The organism is Hymenobacter jeongseonensis (assembly GCF_015694725.1).
GTDB lineage: Bacteria > Bacteroidota > Bacteroidia > Cytophagales > Hymenobacteraceae > Hymenobacter > Hymenobacter jeongseonensis.
Map to the genome: position 1 here is coordinate 181,631 of NZ_JADQDQ010000002.1, position 26,706 is coordinate 208,336.

Below are 26,706 nucleotides of genomic sequence, written 5' to 3' on the forward strand. Positions count from 1 at the left end.
AACCAGAACGTCATGCCGGGCTTGCCAGAGCGTTAACTCCGGCAAGCTCAGCATGACGTTCTAATCATCGAATGGCAGCTTTTCTAAGCAAGTTGGCTTACCAGATTTTGGACCGCTCGGCTGTGGGGCGCATCATCTTGCTGCCATCCTTGCAGCCAAAGGCCTCAAAGAATTCCGGCATGTTCATGAGCGGGCCGTTGGTCCGGAATTCGCCGGGCGAGTGCGGGTCGGTCTGCACCTGCTGGCGCAGGGCCTCGGGCCGGGAGTTGTTGCGCCAGATTTGGGCGTAGCCCAGGAAAAAGCGCTGCTCCGGCGTGAAGCCGTCGATGGTTTTGCCGGCTTTGGCCTGCGGGGTTTTCTTAAACGCGGCGTAGGCAATGGTGAGGCCGCCGAGGTCAGCCAGGTTCTCGCCCATGGTCAGTTTGCCGTTCACGTGCACCGAGTCCAGCGGCATGAAGGCGTCGTACTGCTTGCCCACGATGTCGGCTTTGGCGTTGAATTTATCCGCGTCTTCCTTGGTCCACCAGTCGCGCAGGTTGCCCTTGGAGTCGTACTGCCGGCCCTGGTCGTCGAAGCCGTGGGTCATTTCGTGGCCAATCACGGCGCCAATGCCGCCGTAGTTCACCGCGTCGTCGGCCTTGGGGTCATAAAAGGGCGGCTGCAGGATGCCGGCCGGGAACACAATCTCGTTCATCGGCGGGTTGTAGTAGGCATTAACTGTAGGCGGGGTCATGCCCCACTCGTTGCGGTCAATCGGCTTGCCAAACTTGCTGATTTGGTCCTTGCTGGCCCATTCGCGGGCCGACAACAGGTTGTTGAGGTAAGACTCGCGGCTGACATTCAGGGCCGAGTAATCCTTCCACTTGTCAGGGTAGCCAATCTTCACCACGAAGGCGTTGAGCTTGGTCAGGGCTTCCTTTTTGGTGGCCTCGCTCATCCAGTCCGTCGCCTTAATGCGGTCGGCGTAAGCCACGCGCAGGTTCTCAATCATCTCCTTGGCGCGGGCCTTGGCGGCGGGCGAAAAGGCTTTCTGCACGTAAATCTGGCCGAAAGCTTCGCCCAGGGCCCGGTCGGTGGCGCCCAGCGTGCGCTTCCAGCGGGGCTGCTGCTTTTTGGCGCCGGTCAGGGTTTGCGCAAAGCGGAAGTTCTCGTCCACAAACGTCTTTGGCAACGCCGATACCACGCTGCTCACCAAGTGGAAGCGCAGGTACTGCTTCTGGTCGGCAATGGGCTCTTCTTTGAGCATGGTGCTCACTTCCTTCAGGAAATCGGGCTGGCCGATGATTACCTCTTTGGCCGCGGCGAGGCCGTTTTCCTTCAGCGTGAGCGGCAGGGCCAGGTTGGGGTAGGCGGCGTCGGCCTGGGCCAGCGTCATCTTGTTGTAGTTGGCGTAGGGGTCGCGCAGGTCCACGCGGCTCTTGCTGGCTTTGGCCAGGCGGGTTTCGATGCGCGTAACGGCGGCCGCATTGGTTTTGGCCGTGGCTTCGTTGTCGCCGAGCATCTTAAAGGTGTTCACCAGATACGTGTCGTAGGCGGCGCGAATGGCTTTCGAACGGGCGTCGTCCTTCAGGTAGTAGTCACGGTCGGGCAGCGAAAGGCCGCCCTGGCCCATTTGCACGGCGTATTGGGTGCTGATTTTTTCGTCCTGCCCCACGTAGAAGCCATACCACACGCTGCCGGCGTGGGCTTTGGGGTCGGCCAGGAAGCGCTGCATCTCGCCGAGGTCCTTGATGGCCGCGATGCGGTTGAGGTGCGGCTGCAGGTACTTGAGGCCCGCGGCGTCGATGGCGGCCGAGTCCATGGCCGAGGCGTAGAAGTCGCCCACTTTCTGCGCATTCGAGCCTTTGGGTGCTTTGGCGGCGTCCTTGGCGGCATCGTTCAGGATGCTGCGCAGGGTGGCGTTGTTGCGGTCGGCCAGCTCGTTGAACGAGCCCCAGCGCGATTCAGCGGCCGGAATAGGGTTGTTTTTCAGCCAGTTGCCCGAAGCGTAGCGGAAGAAGTCCTCGCAGGGCTTCACCGACGGGTCAATGTTGGCAACGTTGAGGCCAACGCCTTTTTGGGTGGCAGCCGCTGCGGGCTTGGTGGTTTGGGCCACCGCGGCCGTGGTAGCCATGCTGCCCAGGCCAAGCACCGCTAAGCTGAGCCGCCGTGCAATAGAAGTTAAATACATGAAAAGAGTGTTGGGTTGGGAAATTACGCCGTGAAGTTACAGACACTCGAGTTTTTTCAGCGTTGCACGACCGTAGCGGGATGAAACCGGCTATTATCCCGCCCTGCCAGCCAAGCGGGTTTCGTTCTCCTCGCCCGTAACTTGCACCGATGCCGCTTTACAACCGCCGACCTGAGCTTCCGCCCCTTGTGCCTCCTCCCCCACTCGGGCTGGCCGACCTGCTGGGCCGCGTGCGCCAAGCATTGCAGCAGCAGTTGGCCGACTCCTATTGGGTGGTAGCCGAAGTGGCAGAGCTGACCGTGCCGCGCTTTGCCGGCGCGCACTGCTACCTCACTCTCACCGAGCAAACCACCGACAGCCGCGGCACGCCCGTAAAAGCCCAGGCCCGCGCCACGCTCTGGAGCCAGCGCTACCAGCAGCTGGCGCCGGCCTTCGAGCGGCACACCGGCCAGCCCCTGCGCCCCGGGCTGAAGCTGCTGTTGCGCGTGCAAGTGCGCTTCCACGAGCAGTACGGCCTGAGCCTCGACGTCGTGGCCATCGACCCCAGCTACACGGTGGGCGAGCTGGCTTTGCTGCGGCTGAAAACCCTGCGCCTGCTAAAAGAAAAAGGCCTGCTCGAACGCCAAAAGCAGCTTTTGCTGCCGCTGGCCCCGCAACGGCTGGCGGTTATCTCCTCGCCCACGGCGGCCGGATTTCAGGACTTCGTGCAGCAGCTCGACGAGGCGCCTTATGATTTTGCACTGACCTTGTTTCCGGCCATGATGCAGGGCGACGAAGCGCCCGCCAGCATCCGGGCGGCGCTGGATGGCGTGCGCGCCCGGCGCGGCCAGTTCGATGCCGTGGTGATAATTCGGGGCGGGGGCAGCCGCACCGATTTGCTGGCCTTCGACGAATACGGGCTGGCCGCGGCCGTGGGGGCGTTTCCGCTCCCCGTGCTCACCGGCATTGGCCACGAGCGCGACGAAGCCATTGTGGACCTCACCGCCCACCACGCCCTGAAAACCCCCACGGCCGTGGCCGTATTTCTGGTCGAGCGACTGGCCCGGCTCGAAGCTGCTTTTCTGGGCTACGGCGAGCAGGTGGCGGCGCTGGCCCGGCGCCAGCTGAGCCAACGCCACGCCCGCCTCGACCAGCTGAGCGGGCAAAGCCGCTACGCTGCCCACCGCCAACTAGACGCTGCCCACGACGCCCTGCGCGCCCGCGCCCGCCAGGCCATCCAGGCCCCGCGCGAGCAACTCCGGCAGCTGGGCCAGGGCCTGGTTCGCTTCCGGCACCAATTACCGCGCGCGGCACGCCGGGCCCTGGCCCGCGAGCAGCGCGGCCTGCGCCGGTTCGGCCGGGCCTTGTTGAGTCGCTTTATCCGCCATCACCGGCGCCGGCGCGAAGCTGTGTTGCGCCAGCGCTTCCGGCTACAGCTGACGATGGAGCGGTACCTGCACCGCCAGGAAATGCGCTTAGCGCTTAATAGCTGCCAGCTGGAGCTTAAAGCGCCCACTAAGCCAACAACGAAGACCCGCTAACAGCGCCGCATTAACTTATAATAACTACTTACTGATTACTGCTCCCCCAAAAATGACCTACCGCGAAGCCATTGAAGAGCTGGAAACCATTTTGCGCGCCCTCGAAACAGATGCCGTGGACGTGGACGACCTCACCACGCGCGTGGAACGCTCGGCTGAACTCATTCGGCTTTGCCGCCACAAACTGCGCCACGCCGAAGCATCGTTGGACCGGGTATTCGACACCTTAGACGAAGAGGACGAAGCGGACGAGTTGCCGGAGGAGGAAGACGAGGACGATGAAGAAGATGATGAGAACGAGGACGACTCGGAAGAAAACGACGACCTGCCCGGCGGCCCCGGCCGCCCGTGGTAGCCGCTGCCACCACTCGTTGCTGAGGCACGACTAACCACGGCAGTAGTTGGGTCACCTATTCTGATAAACGTTTATTCATCACGGTACTCGAGGCCTCGGTTTTTTTGTTGCGAAAGGTGCATTTTTGGCCCTCTTTGTCCTCAGAAGGAATCTTGTGCTTACTTTCCCGTAACCAGGGCTGTAGCGCGTGCGCTATACTTGGTGCCCCGTTTACATTCTTGCTGAATGAGCAGTGAATTTTTACCTTCTTTTGTGATTCCCGCCCGCTGCTGAGGGCCTTCATGTGACCGAACTCTCGCCCTTGCTGTTGCTCATTCCTACACTGCTCGTATTTGGGCTGGTGTGGTTTATCGCGCGTTCCCAGCGGGCCAAAATTCAGCAGCAACACGAGCTTTCTCAGCTAAAGGCAGCGGCCCAGCAGCAAGCATTAGCCGCCGCCCTGGTAGCCCAGGAAGACGAGCGGCAGCGCATTGCCGGTGAGCTGCACGACGGCGTCGGCACCATCCTGGCTTTGGCCAAGCTGCACCTGTTTGCCCCCGGAAGCCCGCCCGCCCCCGAAGCCAGTGCCCTCATTGACCAGGCAGTGGCCGAGGTGCGGCGCATTTCCCGCAACCTGCAGCCGGCCACGCTGCAGCAACTGGGCTTGGCTCAGGCCCTGCGCGCGCTGGTGCAGGCCGTGCCCGCCGACAACGGCCCCGAAGTACGGCTGGAGCAGGAAAGCCCCATGGGCCGGCTCATTCCGCCGCACGAGCTCATGGTGTACCGCATTGCCCAGGAGCTGCTCACCAATGGCCTGGTGCACGCCGATGCCACCCACATTGTGCTGCGCATGGGAGCCGTGCCCGGCCTGCTCACCCTTACTTATTCCGATGATGGCCAGGGTTTCGACTTAGACGCCTTGGAAGAATTGCCGCCTCCGGGACCCCACGGGCAGCCCGTGGGCATGGGCCTCATCAACCTGCGCAGCCGCGTGGCGGTGCTTGGGGGCCAGCTCCACTACCATTCTGAGCCCGGCGTGGGAACCCGCGTCGAGGCTATTTTACCTGTTACGCTGCTGCCTGCGGGCATGCCCACTCCCACTTTCACCCTTTCTTCATGACTCCCAACAACAAGCCCGTAGTCGGCTCCACGCCCGTTCGGCTGGCAATCGTCGACGACCACATTCTCTTCCGCAAAGGATTGCGGGCTTTGCTCAGCGGCTATGCGGGCATTGAAGTGGTGTGCGAGGCCGGCAACGGCCAGGAGCTGCTCGAACTTCTGGACCAAGGCAGCCGCCCCAACGTAGTGCTGATGGACATGCAAATGCCCATTCTCGACGGCCTGCAAACCACTCGGCTGCTGCGCACCCAGTTCCCGGGCGTGCGGGTGGTCATCATTTCCATGCACGACGACCCTTCGCTGGTGAGCACCGTGCTGGCCGAAGGCGCCCACAGCTACCTCGTGAAAAACACTTCGCCCGAAGAAATGCGCAGTGCCGTGCTGGCTGCCGCCGCCGCTGGCGACCGGCTGTAAGGGCCTTGCCTTCTATTCTTAATCGGCCCAGGCCAGCGTTGTTGGCCTTCTGATTTACAACTAAAAATCCCCGCTATCTGCAAGGCAGATAGCGGGGATTTTTACGTCAATGCTTAAACGGAGAATCCGGAATTACAGCGTGGCCGAGAGGCCCACGGTAAAGGTGCGGCCGCGGTTGAAGAAGGCCTGCAAGTCAGCGGGGCTGCTGGTGTTGGAATTGGACCGGTTCGACACGTCGGTGAAATAGTATTCATTCAAGACGTTGAGAATCGAGCCTTTCAGCGCGAAGCGCACCCGCTCGTTCAGCAGCGGCTTGAACTCGTAGCCCATGTGCAGGTCCACGTTGCGCGAAGTAGGCAGGCGGTACGAGTCGGTGCTGGTGGTGGGGTCGAGAATGGTTTCGGGGTTGAAATCGGCGTAGTACTTGGTGAAGAGCAGGAACGAGGGCCGGATGTAGGCGCCACGAAATGGCTCGTAGCGCAGGCCAATCTGGAACTGGTTCTGGGCGGCATCGCCCACGTGGGTACCGTCGAGGTACACGGGTTGGTCTACCACGTCGGGGTTCACAAACGAACCGTCTTCCTTGGTTTGGTTCAGCAGGCCCCGGCCTGTCCAGCGCCAGTCGCCCAGGGCAATGGCCGCGTTCAGTTGCACGCGGCGGCTGATTTCCTGGGCTACACTCAGCTCCACGCCGGCGTGGCGGGCGTTCACGTTGCGCACGTTGCTGTACACGGCCTCGCCGGTGGCGTTCGAAAACGAAGTAGTGGTTTTGTTGGCCCATAGCGTGTAGTACACATTCAGGCTCACTTTCAGGCTGGGGTAGGTGATGCCGTAGCCGATTTCGGCGCTCGAAATGCCCTCGGGCTTTACGTTGTCGTACTTGCGGCCGGCGTTGGTGTAGAGCAGGTTGAAGAACGGCACCTTGCTGTTGTAGCCGATATTGGCGAACACGTTGTCGTGCTCCGAGATGTTGTAATTGGCCCCGCCCTTCACGCTGTAGCCCGTGAACCGGGTCCAGTCGGTTTCGATGGGCTTGTTGTCAGCCGCCCGTTCCAGAAAATAATCGATGCGCTTGTACGCCACCTGCGAGAGCGTGGCACTGACCACCGCCGACAGCAGTGGGGTTTTGTATTCGAGTTGCGAATAGCCGCCCATCCAGCGGGTTTTGCCGTCGTAGTTGTAGCCGAGCTTGTCGCCTACTTGCAGCGGGGTGTTGGGGTCCACATTGCGGTTGCCAGAATTGGTGGCGAATTTGGCGCCCAGCAAGTCGCGCACTTCGCGGTAGTGCAATCCGGTATAGTCGCGGCCGTCCACGCCGGCCGACAGCGTCAGCTTGTCGTTGAGCAAGTAGTCGCCGCCCACCACAAAGCCGTACCAGCGGTGGCTGTTCACGCTGTTGATGAGGAACTGCGTGGCCCGGCCAGTGGGGTTGGGGTTGATGCCCTGGCCCACGTTGTCGTCGTAAATCTTCTGAAAATCCGTTTGGCCCGTGACGCTGTTTTGGGCGATGGTGGTGGAGTTGCCGCTGGTGAGGCCGCTGGACCCGCCGCCCTTGCCATACGAGGCATACATCACGGTTGAAACAAACAGACGGTCGCTGACCTGCCACAGGTCGTTGAAGTTAATCTGGGGCTTATGGTAGAAGTTGGTGCGCTCATTGAGTACTTCCTGACCGTTGCTCACCTTGTTGCCGTTGGCATCAATGCTGTAGCGGTCGAGCGTACCCCAATACGGGTTGTACTGGAAGCCGCGGTTGCCGTTAGCCACCGGCTTAACGCCGATTTCGCGGGCTTTTTCATCCGAAATCAGCGCCACCTGCGAAGCAAAAGAACGCTGCCCGTGGCTTTGGGGCGAGCCCAGGCCGGTGAGCGAGAGGTTGTGCTTGCCCGCCCGCTTGCTCACGGTGCCAAAGTAGGTCCAGGCATCGTCAAAGGCTTTATCTACCCAGCCGTCGGAGGTGCGGCGCGAGCCGTAAACCGTCACGGCCCAATCGCCCTTCAGCTGCCCCGAGCTAAGCATGAGCGAATACTTCTGGTAATTATTGGAACCAGTTTCGACGCGTGCCAGCGCCGATTTCTTATCGTCGAAGCCCTTGGTGAGCACGTTGATGGTGCCGCCCACCGAGGGCACGGCAATCTTGGAAGCCGACAAGCCGCGCTGCACCTGCAGGGATTTGGTTACGTCGCCCAAGTCCCAGTTGGACCAGTATACTTGGCCGTTTTCCATGTCGTTCACCGGCACGCCGTTGATGAGCACGGCCACGTTGCGCTGGTCGAAGCCGCGCACGTTGATGCGCGAGTCGCCGGTGCCGCCGCCGCCCTGCGTAGCATACACACCGGGCGTCTCGTTGAGAATCATCGGCAGGTCGCGGTTGGAGAGGGTTTCGCGGAGCTTCACCTCGTTCACGGCCGAGAAAGCCACGGGCGTGGACCGCTCCTGGGCCTGGGCCGCTACCACCGTCACTTCTTCCAGGCTGGCGTTGTCGGCGCTAAGTGAGAAGGATGCCACCACGTTTTGGGTCGTGATTCTGACGGTTTGGGTGAGCGGTTTGTAGCCAATAAAGCTGGCCTGCACAGTGTAGGTGCCAGCCGGGAGGCCGGGAATTTTGAACGAGCCGTCGGCGTCGGCGCCACTGCCGGTGTTTTGGCCGCCGCCCGATACCTGCACGGTGGCACCGGGCAGCGTTTCGCCGGTCACTTTGTCGAGTACGCGCCCGCGAATGGAAAATGTAGTCTGGGCCAGAGCCGGCAGCGTAACCAGAACCGTTAGGAGGACCGTAAAAAAGTGCTTCATACCAAAATAAAGAGCCCCGGCACACTCCGGGGACAACAAATATACGGCCCGGTAAGCGGAAGCTCCCGTTGGAGTTCAATAGAATAAATGTAAGATTTGCGGGATGCAAACTCGTCCTTTACCCGCGCTGATTCTCTGGGTGCTTACTTTTTGGCTGGGCCTGCCGGTTGCCGGGCAAGCGCAGCTGTATTATGTAGACTTGAGCACGGCCACACTCGTCTTACCAAACCTGGCCGTGCACGTAGAGCAAGTGCTCGATGCCCGGGCCCGGCGGGCAGGCATCGGCACCGTGCACCGGGGCCTGAACAACGTTCGGCAGTCGGCCGACCTGCGCCCCTCGGTGCCGCAAGCTCTGACCGCTTGGCTACACGCCCAACTCCCCGCTCGGCCTACCGACCACGCCATTGTGCTGGTGGTGCGGCAGCTGCAGCTGGCCGAAGAAATCAATGTTTTTTCGGAAAAAGCCACCGTCGAATTGTCGGTGGATGTGTACGCGCACCTCGCCGACGGCTACTATTACGTGCTGAACGCTGCCGAACTGGTGGAAAGCAGGGGCATGGAAACCACGGCGCAACACCCCACCAATCTGGCCTTGGCATTTCAGCGCTGCCTCGCCCAGTGCCAAACCATCGATTGGGAAAAGCTGCCGCCCCAGCCGGCTCGCACGTTGGCCGAACTACAGCAGGTGGGCCGCCCAGCCGCCGCGGCGCTCCGCTACCCGGCCTTGGTCGATTCGGTGCGCCCCAAAGGCTACTACCCCACGTTTCTGGCGTTCCGCAACAACCAACCCGTTACTGAACCGGCTTTGAGTGTCCGGACCACGCCCCGCACTGCCAAGGGCTGGGAGGGCACGCTGGAAGTAGAACCGACGGTGGCCGCAGCCACGGGTGCGCCAGTGGCCCTGCGCGACGCGTGGGGCTTCTCGGACGGGCAGCAGGTCTACATCTGGCACAAGCGGCACTACCAGCCCCTCACGCGGGCCGGCGACTCGTTTCACTTCGTGGGCTTCAACGGGCCCGACCCCGGCGCAGTAGGCACGGCCGGCTTCCTGGGTGGTGCTGCGGGGGGCGCCATCGCAGCGGTGGCCACCTCGGGCAAGCCCGCCGATTTTACCTTGGACATGGTAACGGGGGCCGTTTCGCCATTTGCCGAGGCCAGCGGAGCGGCAGCGGCCGATACGGCAATGATTTATGTGTACCGCCGCGCCAGCAACTCCCCCGGGCCGGTTCAGGTGCTGCTCAACGGAAAGGTTGTAGCCGAGCTCGACGCACATCAGTTTGCCGCCATTCCTTACACGGATAAGGTGCGCGAGGTGAGCCTGTGCTTGCAAACGGCGCCGGGGCGCTGCACTGCTTTCATTCCCACCTTCGGCACCACGTCCTACGTCGAAATTGCCCGCGACCTCGCCGACCCGGCCAACCCGCTGCTGGAACGAGTGGCCGTTAAAAAGGGCGTATTTGACTTGCGCGTCATTCGGGCCCGCACCAAATAAACCGAGTAAGGTGGCCACTACGCCAGTTCCACCTGCGGGTCCCAGAACAGCTTGGCAAACTCGACCACCCGGTCTTCTTCCACACGCACGCCTTCGGCTTCCAGGGCTTCCTGCATGGCGAAGGGAGTGGCAAAGTGCAGGCGGCCGGTGAGGTGCCCGAGCCGGTTTACCACGCGGTGGGCGGGCACGTGGTGCTCGGCGGTGTGGGCGGCCATCATGGCGTAGCCCACGGTGCGGGCGCCGTGCCGGGCCCCCAGGTAATGGGCAATGGTGCCGTAGGTAGTGACACGGCCGGGCGGGATGAGGCGCACGACTTCGTGCACGTCCTGGAAAAAATTGCGGGGCTCGGGCGCGGTTTGAGTGGTTGGCTTCATCGGGACGAAGATAGGTTTCGGTCCCGGTGATGCCGCTCTACGTCTATTTTATAGAGAAGGGCGCAACCTTTGAGGCAAAATTTGCACTATATACGCTACGGCCGACCACCCTTCCTACCGCTTGGCGTGGGCGTCGGGCCCTGACTTAAACATCCGCCGCCGCTTGCGCGTTCTTGCCACCTATGCCAGTTGAAACCAACACCGTTGCTCCTGCTCCGAAGTGGGATACTACCACCACGCCCGGGCCTACCGCCGCCCCTCCCGTTTCCGACCCTACCCCGGAAACGCCGCCATCGAAAGGCCGCGGCTGGCTGGGCTGGCTGATTGCGGCCTTGGTGATTGCCGCCATGGTGTTTGTGAAAATGAAGTATTTCCCCAGCAATGCGGCGGGCGGTGATAAAAAAGGCGCCGCAGCGGGCGGCAAAGGCGGCCCTGGCGGCGCCGGCGGCAAAGGCCAGCGCACCCCCGTGCAAGTGTACGTGGTGGCCGCCACCAACCTCACCGACGAAGTAGCCGCCACCGGTTCGGTGCTGGCCGAAGAATCGGTTGTCATCAAAAGCGAGCTATCGGGCAAAATCACCAGCCTCAACATCAAGGAAGGCCAGTCGGTAAGCAAGGGCCAGCTGTTGTTCAGCATCAACGCCGACGAGGCCCAGGCGGCCATTCAGAAGCAGCAATATAACATCAAGCTTTTCCGGGACCAGGAGCGCCGCCAGCGCACGCTGCTGGATAAGGAATACATCAGCGCCCAGGAATACGAAACCTCAAACAACCAGCTGCTCACGGCCCAGGCCGATTTGCAGGCCCTGCGCGCTACCCTGGACAAGGCGTATGTGCGGGCCCCGTTCTCGGGCGTGCTGGGCTTGACCACCGCCACGGTGGGCACCTACGTGAGCCCGGGCGCCGAAATCACCACGCTCTCGCGCGTGCGGCCCGTCAAAATTGACTTTGCCGTGCCCGGCCGCTTTGCTGCCAACGTGCGGGTGGGCGACGTGGTGAGCGTGCTCGACGAAACCACCAACAAAAAATACGACGCCAAGGTCTACGCCATCGACCCGCAGATTGACCCCGTGAGCCGCACCCAGCCCGTGCGCGCCCGCTTCGCCAACACCGGCAACGAGCTACGCCCCGGCGCCTTCGTGCGCGTGAACCTGAAGCTGGGCGAAAGCGAAACCGCCCTGCAGGTGCCCACCGAAGCCGTGATTCCGGAGGCCAGCGGCTACAGCGTGTACACCGTGAAAAACAACAAAATGGTGCCGAAGAAAGTGAAAATCGGCATCCGTTCCGACAAGGTGATTCAGATTACGGATGGCTTGGTGGTGGGCGACAGCGTGATACGCACCGGCATTCTGCAAGTGAAGCCGGGAGACGCGGTGCGCGTGACGAAGTAATCAACCAGGACTCCCCTCCCCTTTCAGGAAGGGAGTTTTTGTTCCGAATCAGCAACTACAATTCATCCCATGAGTTTATCCAGCACCAGCATCAATCGCCCGGTTCTTGCCATTGTGATGAGCCTGGTCATCATCATTTTCGGCGTTATCGGCTTCCGGTACCTCAGCATTCGGGAGTACCCGAGCGTGGACCCGCCGATTATCACCGTGTCGGCAAGCTACACCGGGGCTTCGGCCGACGTGATGCAGGGCCAGGTAACCGAGCCGTTGGAAGAAGCCCTGAACGGCATCGCCGGCATCAAGAACCTGACGTCGAACAGCCGCGACGGCCGCACCCAGATTACGGTCGAGTTTGACCTCGACGCCGACCTGGAAAGCGCCGCCAACGACGTGCGCGACAAGGTTTCGGGCGCCCAAGGCCGCCTGCCGCGCGACATTGACCCGCCGGTGGTGAGCAAGGCCAACGCCGACTCACAACCCATTGTGATGACTTACCTGAGCAGCGACCAGCGCACCCTGCTGGAGCTGACGGACTACGCCAACAACACCCTCAAGGAGCGGATTCAGACCATTCCCGGGGTGTCGGAAGTGCGCGTGTACGGCGAGCGCAAGTACTCCATGCGTCTCTGGCTGGACCCCGTGAAACTGTCGGCCCTGCGCGTGTCGCCAGTGGACGTACAAGCCGCCCTGACCCGCGAAAACGTGGAGCTGCCCAGCGGCTCGGTGCAAGGCGAAGCTACCCAGCTCACCCTGCGCACCATGGGCCGCCTGACCACCGTAGAGGACTTCAACAACCTGATTATCCGCAAGGACGAGGTGTCGCTCATTCGCCTGTCCGATATCGGTTACGCCGAATTATACCCCGAAAACGACCAAACCATTTTCAAAGTAAACGGTGTGCCCATGGTGGGCCTGGCTGTGATTCCGCAGCCGGGCTCGAACCAGATTGACATTGCCACGGAGTTTAACGAGCGAATTGCGCTGTATGCTAAGGACCTGCCTAAAGACTTGGTATTGAAGCCAGGCTTCGATAACTCGATTTTTATCCGCAAGTCCATCAGCGAGGTGCAGCACACCATCATCGAGGCCTTTGTGCTGGTGGTAATTATCATCTTCCTGTTTTTGCGCGACTGGCGCTCTACGCTCATTCCGGTAGTGGCCATTCCGGTGTCGTTGGTAGGTATTTTCTTCGTGATGTACCTGCTCGATTTCTCCATCAACGTGCTGACGCTGCTGGCCATCGTGCTGGCCATTGGCCTTGTGGTGGATGACGCCATTGTGGTGCTAGAGAATATTTACTCGCGCATTGAGGATGGCGAGGAACCAAAGGAAGCGGCCATCAAAGGCTCCGAGGAAATTCTAATGGCCGTAATCAGCACCACGGTGGTGCTGGCGGCGGTGTTCTTGCCGGTGGTGTTCCTCACGGGCATCACGGGGCGCTTGTTCCGCGAGTTTGGCATTGTGGTGGCGGGTTCGGTGCTGATTTCGGCCTTCGTGTCGCTCACACTCACGCCCATGATGTGCTCGAAACTGCTGAAGCGCGAGGAAAAGCACAACTGGTTTTACCGCAAAACCGAGCCCTTCTTTGAGAAAATGATTGGCGGCTACCAAAGCAGCTTGGAAACATTCCTGCGCAACCGCTGGATGGCCTGGGTGATGATAGCCGTGACGGGCGGCGGCATTTGGTTCTTTATGGGTGCGCTGCCCTCGGAGCTGGCCCCCATCGAGGACCGGAGCCGGGTGAACATCAACGCGACGGGGCCGGAAGGCGCCTCGTTTGAGTTCATGGACAGCTACATGGCCCAAGTCACCAAGATGGCAATGGATTCGGCGGGCGAGAAAAACCTGAGCAGTGTGTTTGCGGTGACTTCGCCCGGTTTTGGGGGCGGCTCCAACTCCGGCACGGCCCGCGTGCTGCTGGTGGAAGCCGATGCCCGCGAGAAAAACCAGGACGATGTGGCCAAAAGCCTAACGGCGGGCGTGAAGCGCCTGTCGGCGGCCCGCACGTCGGTATCGCAAGACCAAAGCATTGGCGGTGGCGGCGGCGGCGGCCTGCCGGTGCAGTTCGTGATGCAGAACCAGAGCTTCGACAAGCTCCGCGAGTCCGTGCCGAAGTTCCTCGAACTGGCCCGCCAAGACCCCACGTTCCAGTTCGTGGACGTGAACCTGAAGTTCAACAAGCCCGAACTGCGCGTGAACATTGACCGCGAGAAGGCCCAGAGCCTCGGCATCTCGGTGCAGAGCATCTCGCAAACCCTGCAGTCGGGCCTGAGTGGGCAGCGCTACGGCTACTTCATCCGCAATGGCAAGCAGTACCAGATTATCGGCCAAGTGGCCCGCGAAGACCGCAACCAGCCGCTGGACGTGCGCCTGCTGTCGGTGAAAAACGACAAAGGCGAATTGGTGCAGCTCGACAACGTCATCCGCCTCGAGGAAAGCAGCACGCCGCCGCAGCTCTACCGTTTCAACCGCTACAATTCGGCTACGTTCTCGGCCTCGCTGGCGCCCGGCAAAACGCTGGGCGACGGCATCGCGGCCATGCGCGCCATCGCGGAGAAAAACCTGGACGAAACGTTTACTACTGAATTGTCCGGCGCCTCGCGCGACTTTGAGGAAAGCTCCTCCTCTCTCCTCTTCGCCTTCGGCTTGGCGCTGGTGCTGATTTACCTGGTGCTGGCCGCGCAGTTTGAAAGCTTCCGCGACCCGGTCATCATCATGGTGACGGTGCCGCTGGCCCTTTCGGGCGCCTTGCTCAGCTTGTGGTACTTCAACCAAACGCTGAATCTGTTCTCGCAAATTGGCATCATTATGCTGATTGGCCTGGTGACGAAAAACGGTATTCTCATCGTGGAATTCGCCAACCAGCGCGTTGAGAAATTCAACGTAGACTACATGACGGGCCTGATTGAAGGCGCTACAGCCCGCTTCCGCCCTATTCTGATGACGTCGCTGTGCGCTATTTTGGGCATTCTGCCCATTGCCATTGCCACGGGTGCGGGCGCTCTGAGCCGCCGGGCCATGGGCATCGGCGTGGTGGGCGGCCTGTTTTTCGCTACGGGCCTCACGCTGTACGTGGTGCCGGTGATGTACTCCTATTTCGCTACGGCCAAAAAGCACAAGAAAGCCGAGCCGGCTACTGAGCCCGCAATAGCTGCTTAATTGTAAAACTTGGCTCCCCGTCGGGGAGCCAAGTTGCTGATTTTTATTCTCTCCATGTCCCGTTTTCTTTTCCTTTTCCTCCTTGCCGCCGCTGGTGCAGCCCAGGCCCAACAGCCGGTGCTCATGCCGAAGCAACCCGTTGAAAAGCCCAAGGCCAAGCCCCAAACGGCCAAACCGGTGACGGTAGCCACTGCGCCACCGCTTACCCTGGCCCAAGCCATTCAGCTCGGTTTGGAAAACAACTTCAACATCCGGCTCTCGCGCACGGATGAGGAGATTGCGGAAAACAACGTGACGCGCGGCAACGCCGGCCAGCTGCCGGTGGTGAACGGCAACCTCACCCGCACTTTCAACCGCAACAACGTACGGCAGGAATCCTCGAGCCGGCCCGAACCCAGCGTAGCCAACAATGCCCAATCGAACCTGCTGAACGCCAACGTGGCCGCCACTTGGACCATCTTCGACGGATTCGGCATGTTCATCGCCTACGACCGATTAAAAGCCCTGAGCCAAAGCCAACGCCAGCTTACCCGCGCTACATTGGAAGAAACGGTAGCCGCCATCACCGACGCGTATTACGCCGTGGTGCGCGAGTCAGGGAAAATCAAATCCATTGAAGAAGCACTGAAAATTGGTCAGGCCCGCATCGACCTCACTCAGGGCCGGGTAGATGTGGGCGTGAGCGCCAAGGTGGAAGTGCTGACCGCCCGCGTGGATTATAATGCTGACCAGTCGCTTCTCATCCAACAGCAGGAACTGCTGACCACCGCCAAAATTAACCTCAACAACTTGCTGGGCCGCACGCCCCGCACCGACTTCAGCCCCGCCGATTCCATTGTGGTGACCCGGAGCCTGGACCAAGCGGCCATCACGCAAGCCATTCAGCAAAATAACCCGCGCTTGCAAGCTGCCAAAACCAACACCGAAGTGGCCACTTACGACCGCAAGCTGGTACGTGCCTCGCGCTTCCCGCAAGTGGGCCTGACGTCGGGCTACGGCCTGAACCGGAACGTGAACGGCGCCGCCTTTTTTGGCAGCCAGCTCGTGACCAACACCGGCCGTACTTACGGCCTGAACTACGGCGTAGTAGCTTCCGTGCCCATTTTCGACGGTTTCAACCGCAACCGGCTTGAGCAGAATGCCCGCATTGGCGAAGTGCAAAGCCAGTTACAGCTCAGCCAAACCCAACTACAACTCGACGCCGACGCCGAGCAGTCGTTTGCGCAATACCAGAACCGCCTGAAGCTGCTGGAGCTCGAAGAAGCCAACATCCTGCTGGCCCGCGAAAACGTGGCCATTGCCTTGGAGCGCTACCGCCTCGGCCTGCTCACGCCCCTGGCGTTGCGCGAAGCCCAACGCACCCAGCTTGATGCCGAAGTGCGGCTGCTCGACATCCGCTTTCAAGCCAAGCAGGCCGAAACCATCCTGCGCCGCTTGAGCGGAGGCTTGGTGCAGGGACAATAACGGTCTGTCAACCAGAGTCGTTTTTAACGTGAAAAAGCCCCGGCACTGCGCAGTGCTGGGGCTTTTTCGTGGATGAATTCTTAAGTTCAGTCTCTACAAAAACAACCCGTTATTCCTTCACAAACCGCTTCGTCTCGGAGCCGGATTTGGTGGTGATTTTGTAGAAATAAGTACCAGCCGCCAAATCGCGCAAATTCAGCTGCTGAGAGTGGGGGCCTTGTTCGGCGTTGGGTTCTGCCACCAGCGTGCGCAGCGTGTTGCCTTTCCCGTCGAGCAAATCCACCGTCACGGGGCCGGATTGCTTTACGTTGAAGTCGAGCTGACTGGTGGTCGTCACGGGGTTGGGATAGAAGCTGAAATTTACCCCGGCCCGCCCCGCTTCAGTTGCCGCTGCTGCCGAGACATCCATTAGCAAAAAGTCAGTGGGCCTGAAGAAGCGGTTGCTGGAGCTATGGTGTGGCTTTCGACTGGCTTGTGCCGTAATCTTTTGCTGCTGCTCGGGTGTTGCGTTTTTAAAGGCGATGGCCCGCATATCGGCCGCCCACTGCTCTTGCTGCGGCTGCACCTCCTGGACCAACTGCTTAATGGTTGGCTGGTATTTCCGGGCCATCGCCGCCACTCCCTGCATCACGGTTTTCGTTTGGGCATGTAGCTGCTGGCGCAGCTGCAGCTGGGCTTCCGTAAAGGTGGGGCGCGTACCAGCCGGCGCGGCGCTTTTCCGCAGGGCACGGCCTTGCTCCCGCAACGTCTTCAGTTGGGCACGGTAAGCCGCCAATTGGGTACGGTCGGCCGGAGCGAGCTGAGCCTCCAGTTTCAGGCGCTGCTGGCGCAGCACCGGTTGCACGCGAGCCTTTTGGTAGGCTTGTATTTCGAGGCGTGCGGAGGGCGCCTGGCGGGACGGGCGACGGTCCTGGGCCACGGAGGCGACGGGCGCCAACAGCAGCACCAGCAATACCTGGGACAGCAGAAATGCGGCTCTTAATTTCATGATGATGGAAAATAATTGGTAATGAGTAGTAGGATTTGTACTGCCATTGACGGGTGAGGCCACCGGAGGTTTAACCGCGCTTTGTGGGCAATTTACAACTCTCCCAATTCGCCCAAGACTTTGTTGAATTTAGCCACAAAAAAGGCCGACCCTTAGGGCCGGCCTTTTCGATAAATGGTAACGGGAATATTACTCCACCACCACTTTGCGAACTACTTGCTCACCGTCCATGGTCAGGCGCAGGGTATAGATGCCGCGGGCTAGGCCGCGTACGTCAAACTCGGCGTGGATGGCTTGGCCGGCGGGCGCGCTCAGGGAACGAGTCAGCACGGTCTGGCCCAGGGCGTTGCTCAGCGTCGCCGATACGGCGGCCTTGCTGCGCAGCAGCGGCAGCTGCACCCGGAACGAGGCCGAGGCAGGGTTCGGGAACAACTGAGTCTGGGCCGACAGGGCCTGGGCAGCGTTGGTAGCCAACACGCCGCTGGTGCGGAACTCAAGTGAGAACCGGCCCGTGGCCGACGTGCCGGCCACGGCGAAGGCATAGGTGCCGCCTGCCGTCAGCACCGTGCGGGTGGCCGTGAGAGCATCTACCAAGGTAACGGTCGTACCGGCCAGGTTGGTCACAGCAGCAGCCTCGAACGAGTAGTTGCCGGCGCGGGGCACGGCCACGTTCAGGGGCACAAGTACCGCCGAAGCGCCCAGTTCGGGCAGGCCGTTGATGGCCAACGCCGCGCTGCCAGTGGCCGAAGCCAGGCTCAGGCCGCTGGGGTTGGACATCTTCACGGCGTCGTACTGGGCATCCAGGCCAGCGGTTGCACCGGCTTCAAAGTACACGTAAGCTTCGTCGCGGCCGCTGGTGCCGCGCAGCTGCAACTGCAATTGGGGGCGGCTGTCGGCGGTACCGCGTCCGAAAATGGGCGTATCGCCGAAGAGCGGCACCCGGTTAGCGTTGGTCAGGTTTACCGCGCCGATGGTGCCGGCCGTGGATACGCGCACAAAGTAGCCCGAGCCGGTCACAATCAGCGGCGAGCCGCCGATGCCGTTGGCAAAGCTGCGGTAGCTGCCCGAATACTGGCCACTGCTCTGGTACACGTACATGGCCGCGTCCATGTTAGGACGCTGGGCCGGGGTCACGGTGCTCCAGTTGAGGGGGGCGGGGTACGGGTTGCCGAGGAACTGCCAGCCGGCCTGCGCCTGGGGGTCCCGGCTCAGGGGGCCGGACAGCTGCGGGCCGTTGTTCAGGGTACCCACGAAATCTACGAGGGCCGTGTTGGGCGCATTCACCGAGTAACCGCGGTTCACGGCCATGGCATCGCCGGCGGCGGGCGAAAACCAACCCTTGTCAAATGCGGGATAGTTCGACATTGCCGTGGTAATGCGGTTCTGGTCGTAGCGGAATACCGTGGGGAACGGCTTTACCGTGCCGGGCGTGGGGCTCGTGTTATAGCTCGTATTAAAAATCGGCGTGAAATTGCTTGTGGCGAGGTCGTTGACGGTGGTGTTGCTCACCGGCGCCGAATAGTGGCGGTAGCCCAAAGGATTTGCGCTGCTGATGTAGCGTTGCACGGTCGTGCTGCCGTTCACGACGCTGCCGAACGAACCATTGTCCACTACCGCAGTGCCTTCGGCATCCGAAAGCAGGGTGAACGTGAAGTCACCTGTGTTCAGGTTGCCGACTTGCAGCGTTACCTGCTTGGCCACGGACACTGCCTGGCTCAGGGTAACACCCAAGGGGTTGGCCACGCCGATGGCGCCCACTTGGGCCGGCAGGCCGGTGCCCGTTACCTGCAGCCCCGTGCCGTTGTAGATGTAGCCCGCACCGGGGCTATACGTGCGGGTGCCCGTTACCCGCACGGCGCCCACGGCGCCGGTGGTGGCAATGCCCGCGAGGTCGCAAATCACCAGTCCGGCGTTGGCTTCCAGCACAAAGTCGCCGGGGCCCGTGATGGGCTGGCAGCTTTGCAACAACGAACCGCCGGCCTGCACCAGCAGGGTTCCGGCTATCGTCAGCGGGCCATTCAGGGTGGCGCGGCCCGAGCTGGTAATGGTCACGTTGGTGTAGTCACCGCTCAGGTTTCGCGCGTCGTTCACCACAATGCTGGGCGGCACGGCATTGGCCGTGAGCGAGAAGTCGTCGATAGCCAAGCCATCATCAGAACCCGAGATATTGGAATCTGCCCAGCGGATGAAGAATTTTTCACCCGGAGCAATGCTCAAGCCCGTGATGGTCCGCGTAATGGTGCTGCGGTAGGCGCTGGCGTTGCCATCGCGCGAAAGCGGCGCCGTACCGGTGATGTTAGGCGTCGTAAAGTCCAGCCCGGAAAACGGGGTGAAACTAGCGGCGGCAAACGAGGCGCCGCTGCTCGCGTACCCAAAGGCTAGGTTATCAAAGGTGTTGCGGTCCGCTTCGCCAAGGCGCCATTGCTCGCCGGTATAGCTGATGCGGAGGTTGGTAATGGCAACGCCGGTATTGTTGGTATACGAGGCCCCAAAGGTGGCTTGCAAGTTGCCGCTGGCCTGCGAGCCTAGGGCGCGGTCAGCAGCCGCTCCCGTTCCGTAGCTGTAGGTGTCGCCAGCAGTTAACGTGCCGCTGCTGGCGGTGTACAATTGGTCATCGCTTGACCCTGATTCGATAAATGACCAGCCAGCGGGCAGTGTTCCGCTGGTACCGCTGGTGGCCAGCGTGTTGAAGTTTTCGGTATAAGCCGTGTTGACGGCGCTGATACTAATGGGCGTTACGACTCCCCGCACTGTGAGGTTGCGGGTGGTGCTGGTGCCAGCGGTTGTCGTCACCGACACCGGAAAAACCGCGTCTGCAGACGATAACGGAGCCGCTATTTCGGCTGTGAGGCTGGTGATGCTCACAAAGGTGGTGGCCACGCTCGTTCCGTTGAAATTGACGGTGGACCCGCTCACAAAATTGCTGCCTGCAAAGGCAATCGTTCTGGTTTCGCCGGCCACCATGCTGGTTGGGTTGATGCTGGTGAGGGTAGGAGCCGCCAACAACGTCGTAAAGCTGACGGCTGGGGTCGAGGTTTCCGTGCTTCCGTCGCAGTTACTCCTTACCGTTACCTCGTAGGTGGTATTGTTGGCGAGGCCCGTGAGGGCAATCGGGGATTCGCTGCCGGTAGCCGTTATGGCCGAGCCCACGCTGGGAGTAGCCGTTACGGTGTAGCCATTCGTTGCCGACGCATCGCCGGTGAATGACACGCTGGCCCCGGTAGTGGCAATGGTGCCCACGGCAACATCCGTCGGCGCCACGCACGTTACGGTCGACGCGAGCGTAGTGAGGGAAGCGGAAGTAGAGAGCGGGCTAGTGCCACCTGATACGCAAGTGCCGGCCACGGTTACCGTATAGGTGGTGCCAGCCAAGAGCCCCGTTAGGGTGATAGGCGATGCTGCGCCCGAAGCCGTGACGGCCGGCCCAGAGGCTGGCGTTGCCGTTACGGTGTAGTTGGCCGTGTTGGTGGCATCGGGCACAAAGCTGACCGATGAGGTGCTGATGGTGGTGCTAGCGAAGGTGGGCGCGCCGGGAGCGGCGCAGGTTCCCGTAGCCGCGCCACATGGCGCGGCTGCAGTAGCAGAATTGCGCGGATTGGCCGCTACAGCCGTAAAATCTGCCCCGTTGTTGTTGGCATCAGTGCAGCCATTGCTCGCCCGTATAGCGGCCGTTGCATTCGTCAAAAGTGGAGCTACAGTGGCGCCTTCATAAGCGTTTGCTGTGCCCACGCCAACAAAGTCGACCACATTTGAGGAGAAAGTCGTGGTAGGGCCCGCACTTGCAGTTGCCACCGTGTTGTTCCGAACCAGCGCCACTTTAAAGCTGGCACCACCCATCGGAATGGTTCCGGTCACATCCGCTGTTGGCAAATCAGTGGTTCCTCCCGCTCCTGCAGCTTGCTTAATCAGCAGATACCTACCGGGTTCAATGGTACCCGACAGCGTGGTAAAGCTGCTAGCACCACCCACCGAGAAAGTACCAGTCGCGCTGGCATACTGCACGGTCCACCCGGTTACGTCCACACTCACCGTGCCGCGGTTGAAGAGCTCAATAAAGTCGTTTTTGTAAACCGAGCCAACATTGCCGCCACCGCCATAAGCCTGGCTAATTACAATCTGTGCCCTGCCGGCTAGCGGCAGCAACAGCAGCAATAAGGTGAGCAGCCGCAACCAGCGGAACGACTGCACCGTCGAGTATTTTTTTGACATAAGTGGTGGTTTAACAAGCGAGAAAAAAGTGAGCAGAAGAAAAAACAATGAAACAGTAACATCCAAAAAGCCGAACTAGCGACCAAACGACGCAAATGCGGTACCCAAAAAGCTGCTGCTGCCTCAGCAGGCGCGGGCGGTGTGCCCACACACGCCAACTGAGCGGTTTTCAATGACTAACATGAAGCCGTTGTGCAGTTAAGTATGGAAATATAGGTGAAAAAAAGAAGCCCGGCAAAAAGCCGGGCATTCTATTCAAACAGTTGCAGTTAGTGATTGTGCAGTGGCTACTTGAGCGCCCGAAGCTGAACCAGGGCCTCCTGGGTTTCGCGCAGCTTGCTGGCTTCCTTCTCTTCCTCCGAGGCCGGGATTTGGATGCCCGCGTTGTAGAAGGCCAAGATGTTTTGGCGGGCCCTGGGGTTAATTTTTTCAAACTTGTCCTTGGAAAGCATGCGCACCCATTGGCCATAGGTTTCGTCGGCCAGCGCGTAGGCACCCGCTCTGGTGGGGCGGCCGGTATCGAAATCGGTATTGGGCAGGGCCAGGGGCGAGGCCGACGTATCGGCCGGCTGCCGGGCAATGTCGGCTCGGTAGCTCACCAGCACCGTCTGAAAGCTGGCCTTGAACAGGGCCTGGGCTTCGGGTGTGGGCAGCTTGAAGGCAAAGGGCTTGAGCGGCCCGATTTTGGGCAGTACCCGCACGAAGTAGGAAATGATGCGGGCCCCAAAGCCGGGCCGCTCGTACTCGTTGCCGTACTCCTTGCGGAACTGCCGGGAGCTGATGCGCTCCAAGTAATCGCGCCGCTTGGCGCCCGGGCTCAGCTTCATGATATCCTGGCGCTTGTAATGCCAGGCGGCGCGGGCGGCGGTCGGAATCAGCTGGCTCACGGCGAAGCGGAAGGAGGCGATGCTCAGGTCCACGTTGGCAATCACCTTGCCCAGCTCCAGCCCGTAGGTTTGCAGAAAGGCGCGCTCCAGCACCGATTTGCTCACCTTGAACCCGAAGTTTTTGTGGTATTCCTGGGTGTGGTACTTGCCGCTGGCCAGCTGCACCACGTCAAAGGCAAACTCGAGCTGGGTGTGCTGCTTGGGCGCCTGCTCGTAGGTGATGACGGGGCCGAACTTCTTGGCCAGGTCGGGATACACGCTGGCCAGGGCCCGGTTGGTGCCCTCGGCGTGCCCGCTGATATCGGCCGCGTAGTGGGCCAGGGCACCCATCGCAAAGGCGTAGTCGTTGCGGTTTTCCGATTGGTTTATCAGGCTCCGCACGAAATCGCCCGACCGCACATAGTGCGTCAGGTTGGTAAACAGCACGTTGCCGAATGGGTAGTACCCCATGTCCTGGATAATGGCCCCGCCGTAGGCATAAGCCTTGGCGTCGGCCATTTCTTCGGGTGTGCCCCCGGGGTAGCGCCGCTGCAAGGCCGGCATGAGGCTGCGTTCCCACGTCGAGTCGATGTTGGCCTGGTGGGTGAGGACGGAGTATGCGGCCGCCGGGCGGGCCGCGAAAGCCAGCGACACCGCCAGCAGCAAGGGGAGGAAACGGAGCATGAGCGTAATAAGCACAACTTGGAGCGCTTGCAACGGCAAACGGCACTCCACCGTTGCCACCCGTTGCCCGCAGACTGTCAGCCCCAAACCCGGTATCCGGGCCGATGGTTATGCCGGCATGGGTTGGGGCAGGTACGTGGGGCCTTCGCAACGGGGTCCGTCGGCCGTCCAAGCCAGTTTATCGATGCACAGCTGGCGCTCGGTCATGGCCTTGTTCCAGGCGTGGTACACGAGGTATTCGGTCCGGCCATCGGGGCTTAGCACGTGGGAATGGTGGCCGGGCCCGCGCACGTGGCCGGCCACTGCAGCCAGCACGCGCGGCCCTTGTTCGGCCCCGACATCCGAGTACGGACCCAAAATGGAATCGGCCACGCAATAGTCCACCCCATAGCGGGGCGTGAGGAAGTTGGCCCCGCTGTAGAAGCAATAGTACTTGCCCGCGTGCTTCCGAATAAACGGCCCCTCCAGCGTGTGCCACTCGGCAAAGGTTTTGTTGTCGTAGAGCGGCATGGTGCGGTTTTTCTCAAACACCGTCCAGTCGTGGCGGGCGCGCATCACGGTGCGGCTCTCGCCCGCCAAGCGGGTCATGTTGAGCAGGCGGTCTACCACCAGGCCGGTACCGGGGCGGTAGTTGTTGTCGGTATCAATGAAATCGCGGGCGTAGAACAGGTACCACTGCCCGTCGGTGTCCTGAAACGGGTGGGCATCGATGGTGAACTTGCTGGCGGGTACGTCGAGCAGGGCAACTTGGGTGTAGGGGCCCTCAGGCTTTTTGCTGGTGGCCACGTGCAGGCGGTGCCCCACGGTGGCCCCAATGGCCCCGCCGCCCATGGAATAATACATGTAGAACGTGCCTTGGTGGAACACCACTTCCGGTGCCCAGAAATCGGCATCCTCGGCGCCGGCGGGCGGGGTGAGGGCGCCGCCAGCAGCTTGCCAGTCCACAAGGTTGTCGGAGGTGAGCAGGGTGAAAATGCGGCCGTCGTTGGTTCGGGCCTTGCCGGTGGTGCCGAAGGCATAGTATCTCCCTTCGTGGCGCAGCACAAACGGGTCAGGAAACTGGGCCGCGTACACGGGATTGGTGTAAGTCCGGGGTTTGGAGCAGGCCGTGGCTTGGCTGGCCAGCGCCAGGGCGGCCATGCCAGCCGAGGCTTGCAGCAGGAAGTTTCGGCGAGTGGGCATGGGCAAAGTATGAGGAATTGAAAACGAGTGGAAGGAGGCAAAGCCGGCACCTCGAAGTGTCAGCGGCACTTCTCTTGATTGGCCAGGGCGTGAAAATTAGGCATAAACAATCGATTGTGCACAAAAGCACGCAAAACCCGAAAGCCCCCCTATCTTTCCTCCCTCAACATGGCGCCGTGGCGGCTACGCCACGCCGCTGGCTTTCTCTCCCTCCTCCCCTTTCTATGAAAAAACTCCTCCTCTTCGTGTTGCTGGCGCTGGCTTCCACCGGCTCATTTGCCCAGAAAACCAAGATTAAAACCAAGGGCACGGCGGCACTCGCGGCCGCGCAGGGCCAGCGCTGGTCCGTGGAGAAGGCCAACGCCTGGTATAAAACCCACCCGTGGATGTCGGGGGCCAACTTTGCGCCCAGCACCGCCATCAACCAGCTCGAGATGTGGCAGGCCGCCACCTTCGACCCCACCACCATCGACCGCGAGCTGGGTTGGGCCGAGGGAATCGGCTTCAACACCATGCGCGTGTTTTTGCACAGCTTGGCCTGGCAGCAGGACCCAAAGGGCTTCAAACAGCGCGTGGACGCCTACTTGGCCTTGGCCGACAAGCACCACATCAAAACCATTCTGGTCTTTTTCGACGATTGCTGGAACAAAATTCCGCAGCCCGGCCTGCAGCCCGCGCCCAAAACCGGCATTCATAACTCGGGCTGGATGCAGGACCCTGGGGACGTGATTTCGCGCGATTCCAGCCAGTTCATTGCCCTGAAGCCCTACGTGCAGGATGTGCTCCGCAGCTTTAGCAAAGACCAGCGCGTCCTGCTCTGGGACTTATTTAACGAGCCCGGCAACTCCGATAAACTGAATACCTCGCTGCCGCTGGTGCGCAACGTGTTTGCCTGGGCCCGCGAAGTCAACCCCAGCCAACCGCTGAGCATGGGCCTCTGGAACTGGGGCTTTGAAGCGCTAAACAAGTACCAGGCGCTGAATTCCGACATTGTGACCTACCACTGCTACGACGAAACGCCCTCGCACCAGCGCATCATCGAGCTGCTGGAAACCCACGGCCGGCCGCTCATCTGCACCGAATACATGGCGCGGCCCCGCAACAGCCGCTTCGCTAACATCATGCCCCTGCTCAAGCAGCAAAACGTGGGCGCCATCAACTGGGGCTTGGTGGATGGCAAAACCAACACCAAGTACCAGTGGGACGTGCCCATTGCCGACGGCGGCGAGCCCGTGGAGTGGTTCCACGAGGTGTTCCGCAAAGACGGCACGCCCTACCGGCAGGACGAGACGGACTTGATTAAGAAGATAAACGGAAAGTAGCCCCTCTCCTTTTGCTCACGCAGTTCGGCTTGTCCATGAATCACCTTTCTATGCGGTTACTCTTAGTTTGGATTTGCCTGTTGCTGGCGCAGGCGAGCGCCGCGCAGGCACCCCCAGCCGCGAAGCCGACCTTCACCAACCCCTTGCTGCCCGCCGGGGCCGACCCGTGGAGCATCTACCACGAGGGCTATTACTACTACACGCACACCACCGGCCGCAACATCACGCTCTGGAAAACCAAGTCCCTGAGCCAGCTCAAAACCGCGCCCAGCAAGGTGGTGTGGACGCCGCCGGCCACCGGCCCCAACTCGCGCGACATCTGGGCGCCGGAGCTGCATTTCCTCAACGGCAAGTGGTACCTCTACTACGCCGCCGATGCCGGCACCAACCAAACCCACCGGCTGTGGGTGCTGGAAAACGCCTCGCCCGACCCCATGCAAGGCACCTGGACCGACAAGGGCCAACTCCAGGACAGCGCCAACAAATGGGCCATCGACGGCTCCGTTTTTGAGTACAACAGCCAGTATTACTTGGTGTGGTCCGGCTGGGAAGGCGATGTAAACGGCCGCCAGTGCATCTTCCTGGCCCGCATGAAAAACCCGTGGACGATTGACGGGCCAAGCCTGAAAGTATCGACACCCATTTTCCCTTGGGAGCGCAACGGCGACCTGAACAACCCGCAAGACCCGCCCCACGTGGACGTGAACGAGGGGCCCCAACTGCTGCGCCACGGCAATAAGCTGGTGCTCATTTATTCGGCTAGCGGCTGCTGGACCGATACCTACGCCCTGGGCATGCTCACGGCCGCGGCCGGCAGCGACCTAATGCAACCCGGCTCCTGGACCAAGCATACCACCCCCGTTTTCCAGCAGAACCCGGCCGCCAAGGTGTTTGCGCCGGGCCACAATTCCTTCTTCAAATCGCCGGACGGCACCGAGGACTGGATACTGTACCACGCCAACGACGAGCCCGGCCAGGGCTGCGGCCGATTCCGTTCGCCCCGCGCTCAGCCTTTTACCTGGCAAGCCGATGGCACTCCGCATTTTGGGAAGCCCGTGACGCTTGGCCAGCCAATAGCCCGGCCTTCCGGCGAATGAACTTGTTGAAGTAAAAAAAATACTGCCTGAACCGTTGCGCTAGGGAGAAAATGACGTCATGCGGCGCGTAGTGCAAACGTTTGCAAACTATATTTCCTTTAATTTTATATCTCTCCCACTATATCCTT

17 protein-coding genes are annotated in these 26,706 nt (G+C 61.1%); 10 read left to right on the forward strand and 7 right to left on the reverse strand.

What is annotated here, in order from left to right; translation table 11 throughout:
- Window positions 1-97: 97 nt before the first annotated feature.
- Entirely contained in the window at window positions 98-2,170 is a 2,073-nt protein-coding gene (locus tag I2I05_RS04440; RefSeq protein ID WP_196281029.1) for a M13 family metallopeptidase, read from the reverse strand.
- A 188-nt stretch (window positions 2,171-2,358) separates the two neighbouring features.
- Here I2I05_RS04440 and xseA point away from each other — a divergent pair, with 188 nt between their 5' ends.
- From xseA to I2I05_RS04460, 4 genes are all read left to right on the forward strand, one after another.
- A complete protein-coding gene (gene xseA / locus I2I05_RS04445) occupies window positions 2,359-3,690 on the forward strand; it encodes an exodeoxyribonuclease VII large subunit (protein WP_196281030.1) in 1,332 nt (443 codons plus the stop codon).
- A gap of 52 nt (window positions 3,691-3,742) precedes the next feature.
- Entirely contained in the window at window positions 3,743-4,045 is a 303-nt protein-coding gene (xseB, locus tag I2I05_RS04450; protein WP_196281031.1) for an exodeoxyribonuclease VII small subunit, read from the forward strand.
- Between the two features lie 283 nt (window positions 4,046-4,328).
- A complete protein-coding gene (locus I2I05_RS04455) occupies window positions 4,329-5,144 on the forward strand; it encodes a sensor histidine kinase (protein ID WP_196281032.1) in 816 nt (271 codons plus the stop codon).
- Complete coding sequence (locus tag I2I05_RS04460) at window positions 5,141-5,557, forward strand: response regulator (RefSeq protein WP_196281033.1); 417 nt, start codon at window positions 5,141-5,143, stop codon at window positions 5,555-5,557. Before I2I05_RS04455 ends, I2I05_RS04460 begins: the two co-directional genes overlap by 4 nt.
- A gap of 132 nt (window positions 5,558-5,689) precedes the next feature.
- On the opposite strand, the gene I2I05_RS04465 is transcribed toward I2I05_RS04460, so the two are convergent.
- Window positions 5,690-8,350, reverse strand: a complete 2,661-nt coding sequence (locus I2I05_RS04465; protein WP_196281034.1) for a TonB-dependent receptor — start codon at window positions 8,348-8,350, stop codon at window positions 5,690-5,692.
- 103 nt (window positions 8,351-8,453) lie between these two features.
- Here I2I05_RS04465 and I2I05_RS04470 point away from each other — a divergent pair, with 103 nt between their 5' ends.
- Complete coding sequence (locus I2I05_RS04470) at window positions 8,454-9,842, forward strand: hypothetical protein (RefSeq protein ID WP_196281035.1); 1,389 nt, start codon at window positions 8,454-8,456, stop codon at window positions 9,840-9,842.
- A 17-nt stretch (window positions 9,843-9,859) separates the two neighbouring features.
- On the opposite strand, the gene I2I05_RS04475 is transcribed toward I2I05_RS04470, so the two are convergent.
- Window positions 9,860-10,216: an MGMT family protein gene (locus I2I05_RS04475; RefSeq protein WP_196281036.1), complete on the reverse strand. Its 357-nt coding sequence runs from the start codon at window positions 10,214-10,216 to the stop codon at window positions 9,860-9,862.
- Window positions 10,217-10,398: 182 nt separating this feature from the next.
- On the opposite strand from I2I05_RS04475, the gene I2I05_RS04480 reads away from it, so the two are divergent.
- The 3 genes from I2I05_RS04480 (at window position 10,399) to I2I05_RS04490 (ending at window position 16,230) form a co-directional block, all read left to right on the forward strand.
- Entirely contained in the window at window positions 10,399-11,607 is a 1,209-nt protein-coding gene (locus tag I2I05_RS04480; RefSeq protein WP_196281037.1) for an efflux RND transporter periplasmic adaptor subunit, read from the forward strand.
- Window positions 11,608-11,676: 69 nt separating this feature from the next.
- Window positions 11,677-14,766, forward strand: coding sequence for an efflux RND transporter permease subunit (locus tag I2I05_RS04485; RefSeq protein WP_196281038.1), 3,090 nt, complete (start codon window positions 11,677-11,679; stop codon window positions 14,764-14,766).
- 54 nt (window positions 14,767-14,820) lie between these two features.
- Window positions 14,821-16,230, forward strand: a complete 1,410-nt coding sequence (locus I2I05_RS04490; RefSeq protein WP_196281039.1) for a TolC family protein — start codon at window positions 14,821-14,823, stop codon at window positions 16,228-16,230.
- Window positions 16,231-16,339: 109 nt separating this feature from the next.
- Here I2I05_RS04490 and I2I05_RS04495 read toward each other — a convergent pair whose 3' ends face one another.
- From I2I05_RS04495 to I2I05_RS04510, 4 genes are all read right to left on the reverse strand, one after another.
- On the reverse strand, window positions 16,340-17,218 hold the full coding sequence (locus I2I05_RS04495) for a T9SS type A sorting domain-containing protein (RefSeq protein ID WP_196281040.1): 879 nt from the start codon (window positions 17,216-17,218) through the stop codon (window positions 16,340-16,342).
- Between the two features lie 189 nt (window positions 17,219-17,407).
- The gene (locus I2I05_RS04500; protein WP_196281041.1) at window positions 17,408-21,427 is read right to left on the reverse strand and encodes a lamin tail domain-containing protein; all 4,020 of its coding nucleotides are present in this window, start codon (window positions 21,425-21,427) and stop codon (window positions 17,408-17,410) included.
- A 287-nt stretch (window positions 21,428-21,714) separates the two neighbouring features.
- Window positions 21,715-22,977, reverse strand: coding sequence for a zinc dependent phospholipase C family protein (locus tag I2I05_RS04505; protein WP_196281042.1), 1,263 nt, complete (start codon window positions 22,975-22,977; stop codon window positions 21,715-21,717).
- Window positions 22,978-23,085: 108 nt separating this feature from the next.
- Window positions 23,086-24,159, reverse strand: coding sequence for a glycoside hydrolase family 43 protein (locus I2I05_RS04510; protein WP_230688155.1), 1,074 nt, complete (start codon window positions 24,157-24,159; stop codon window positions 23,086-23,088).
- Window positions 24,160-24,383: 224 nt separating this feature from the next.
- Between I2I05_RS04510 and I2I05_RS04515 the strand changes: the two genes are divergently transcribed.
- Complete coding sequence (locus I2I05_RS04515) at window positions 24,384-25,481, forward strand: cellulase family glycosylhydrolase (protein ID WP_196281043.1); 1,098 nt, start codon at window positions 24,384-24,386, stop codon at window positions 25,479-25,481.
- Between the two features lie 50 nt (window positions 25,482-25,531).
- Entirely contained in the window at window positions 25,532-26,578 is a 1,047-nt protein-coding gene (locus tag I2I05_RS04520; RefSeq protein ID WP_196281044.1) for a glycoside hydrolase family 43 protein, read from the forward strand.
- Window positions 26,579-26,706 lie beyond the last annotated feature (128 nt).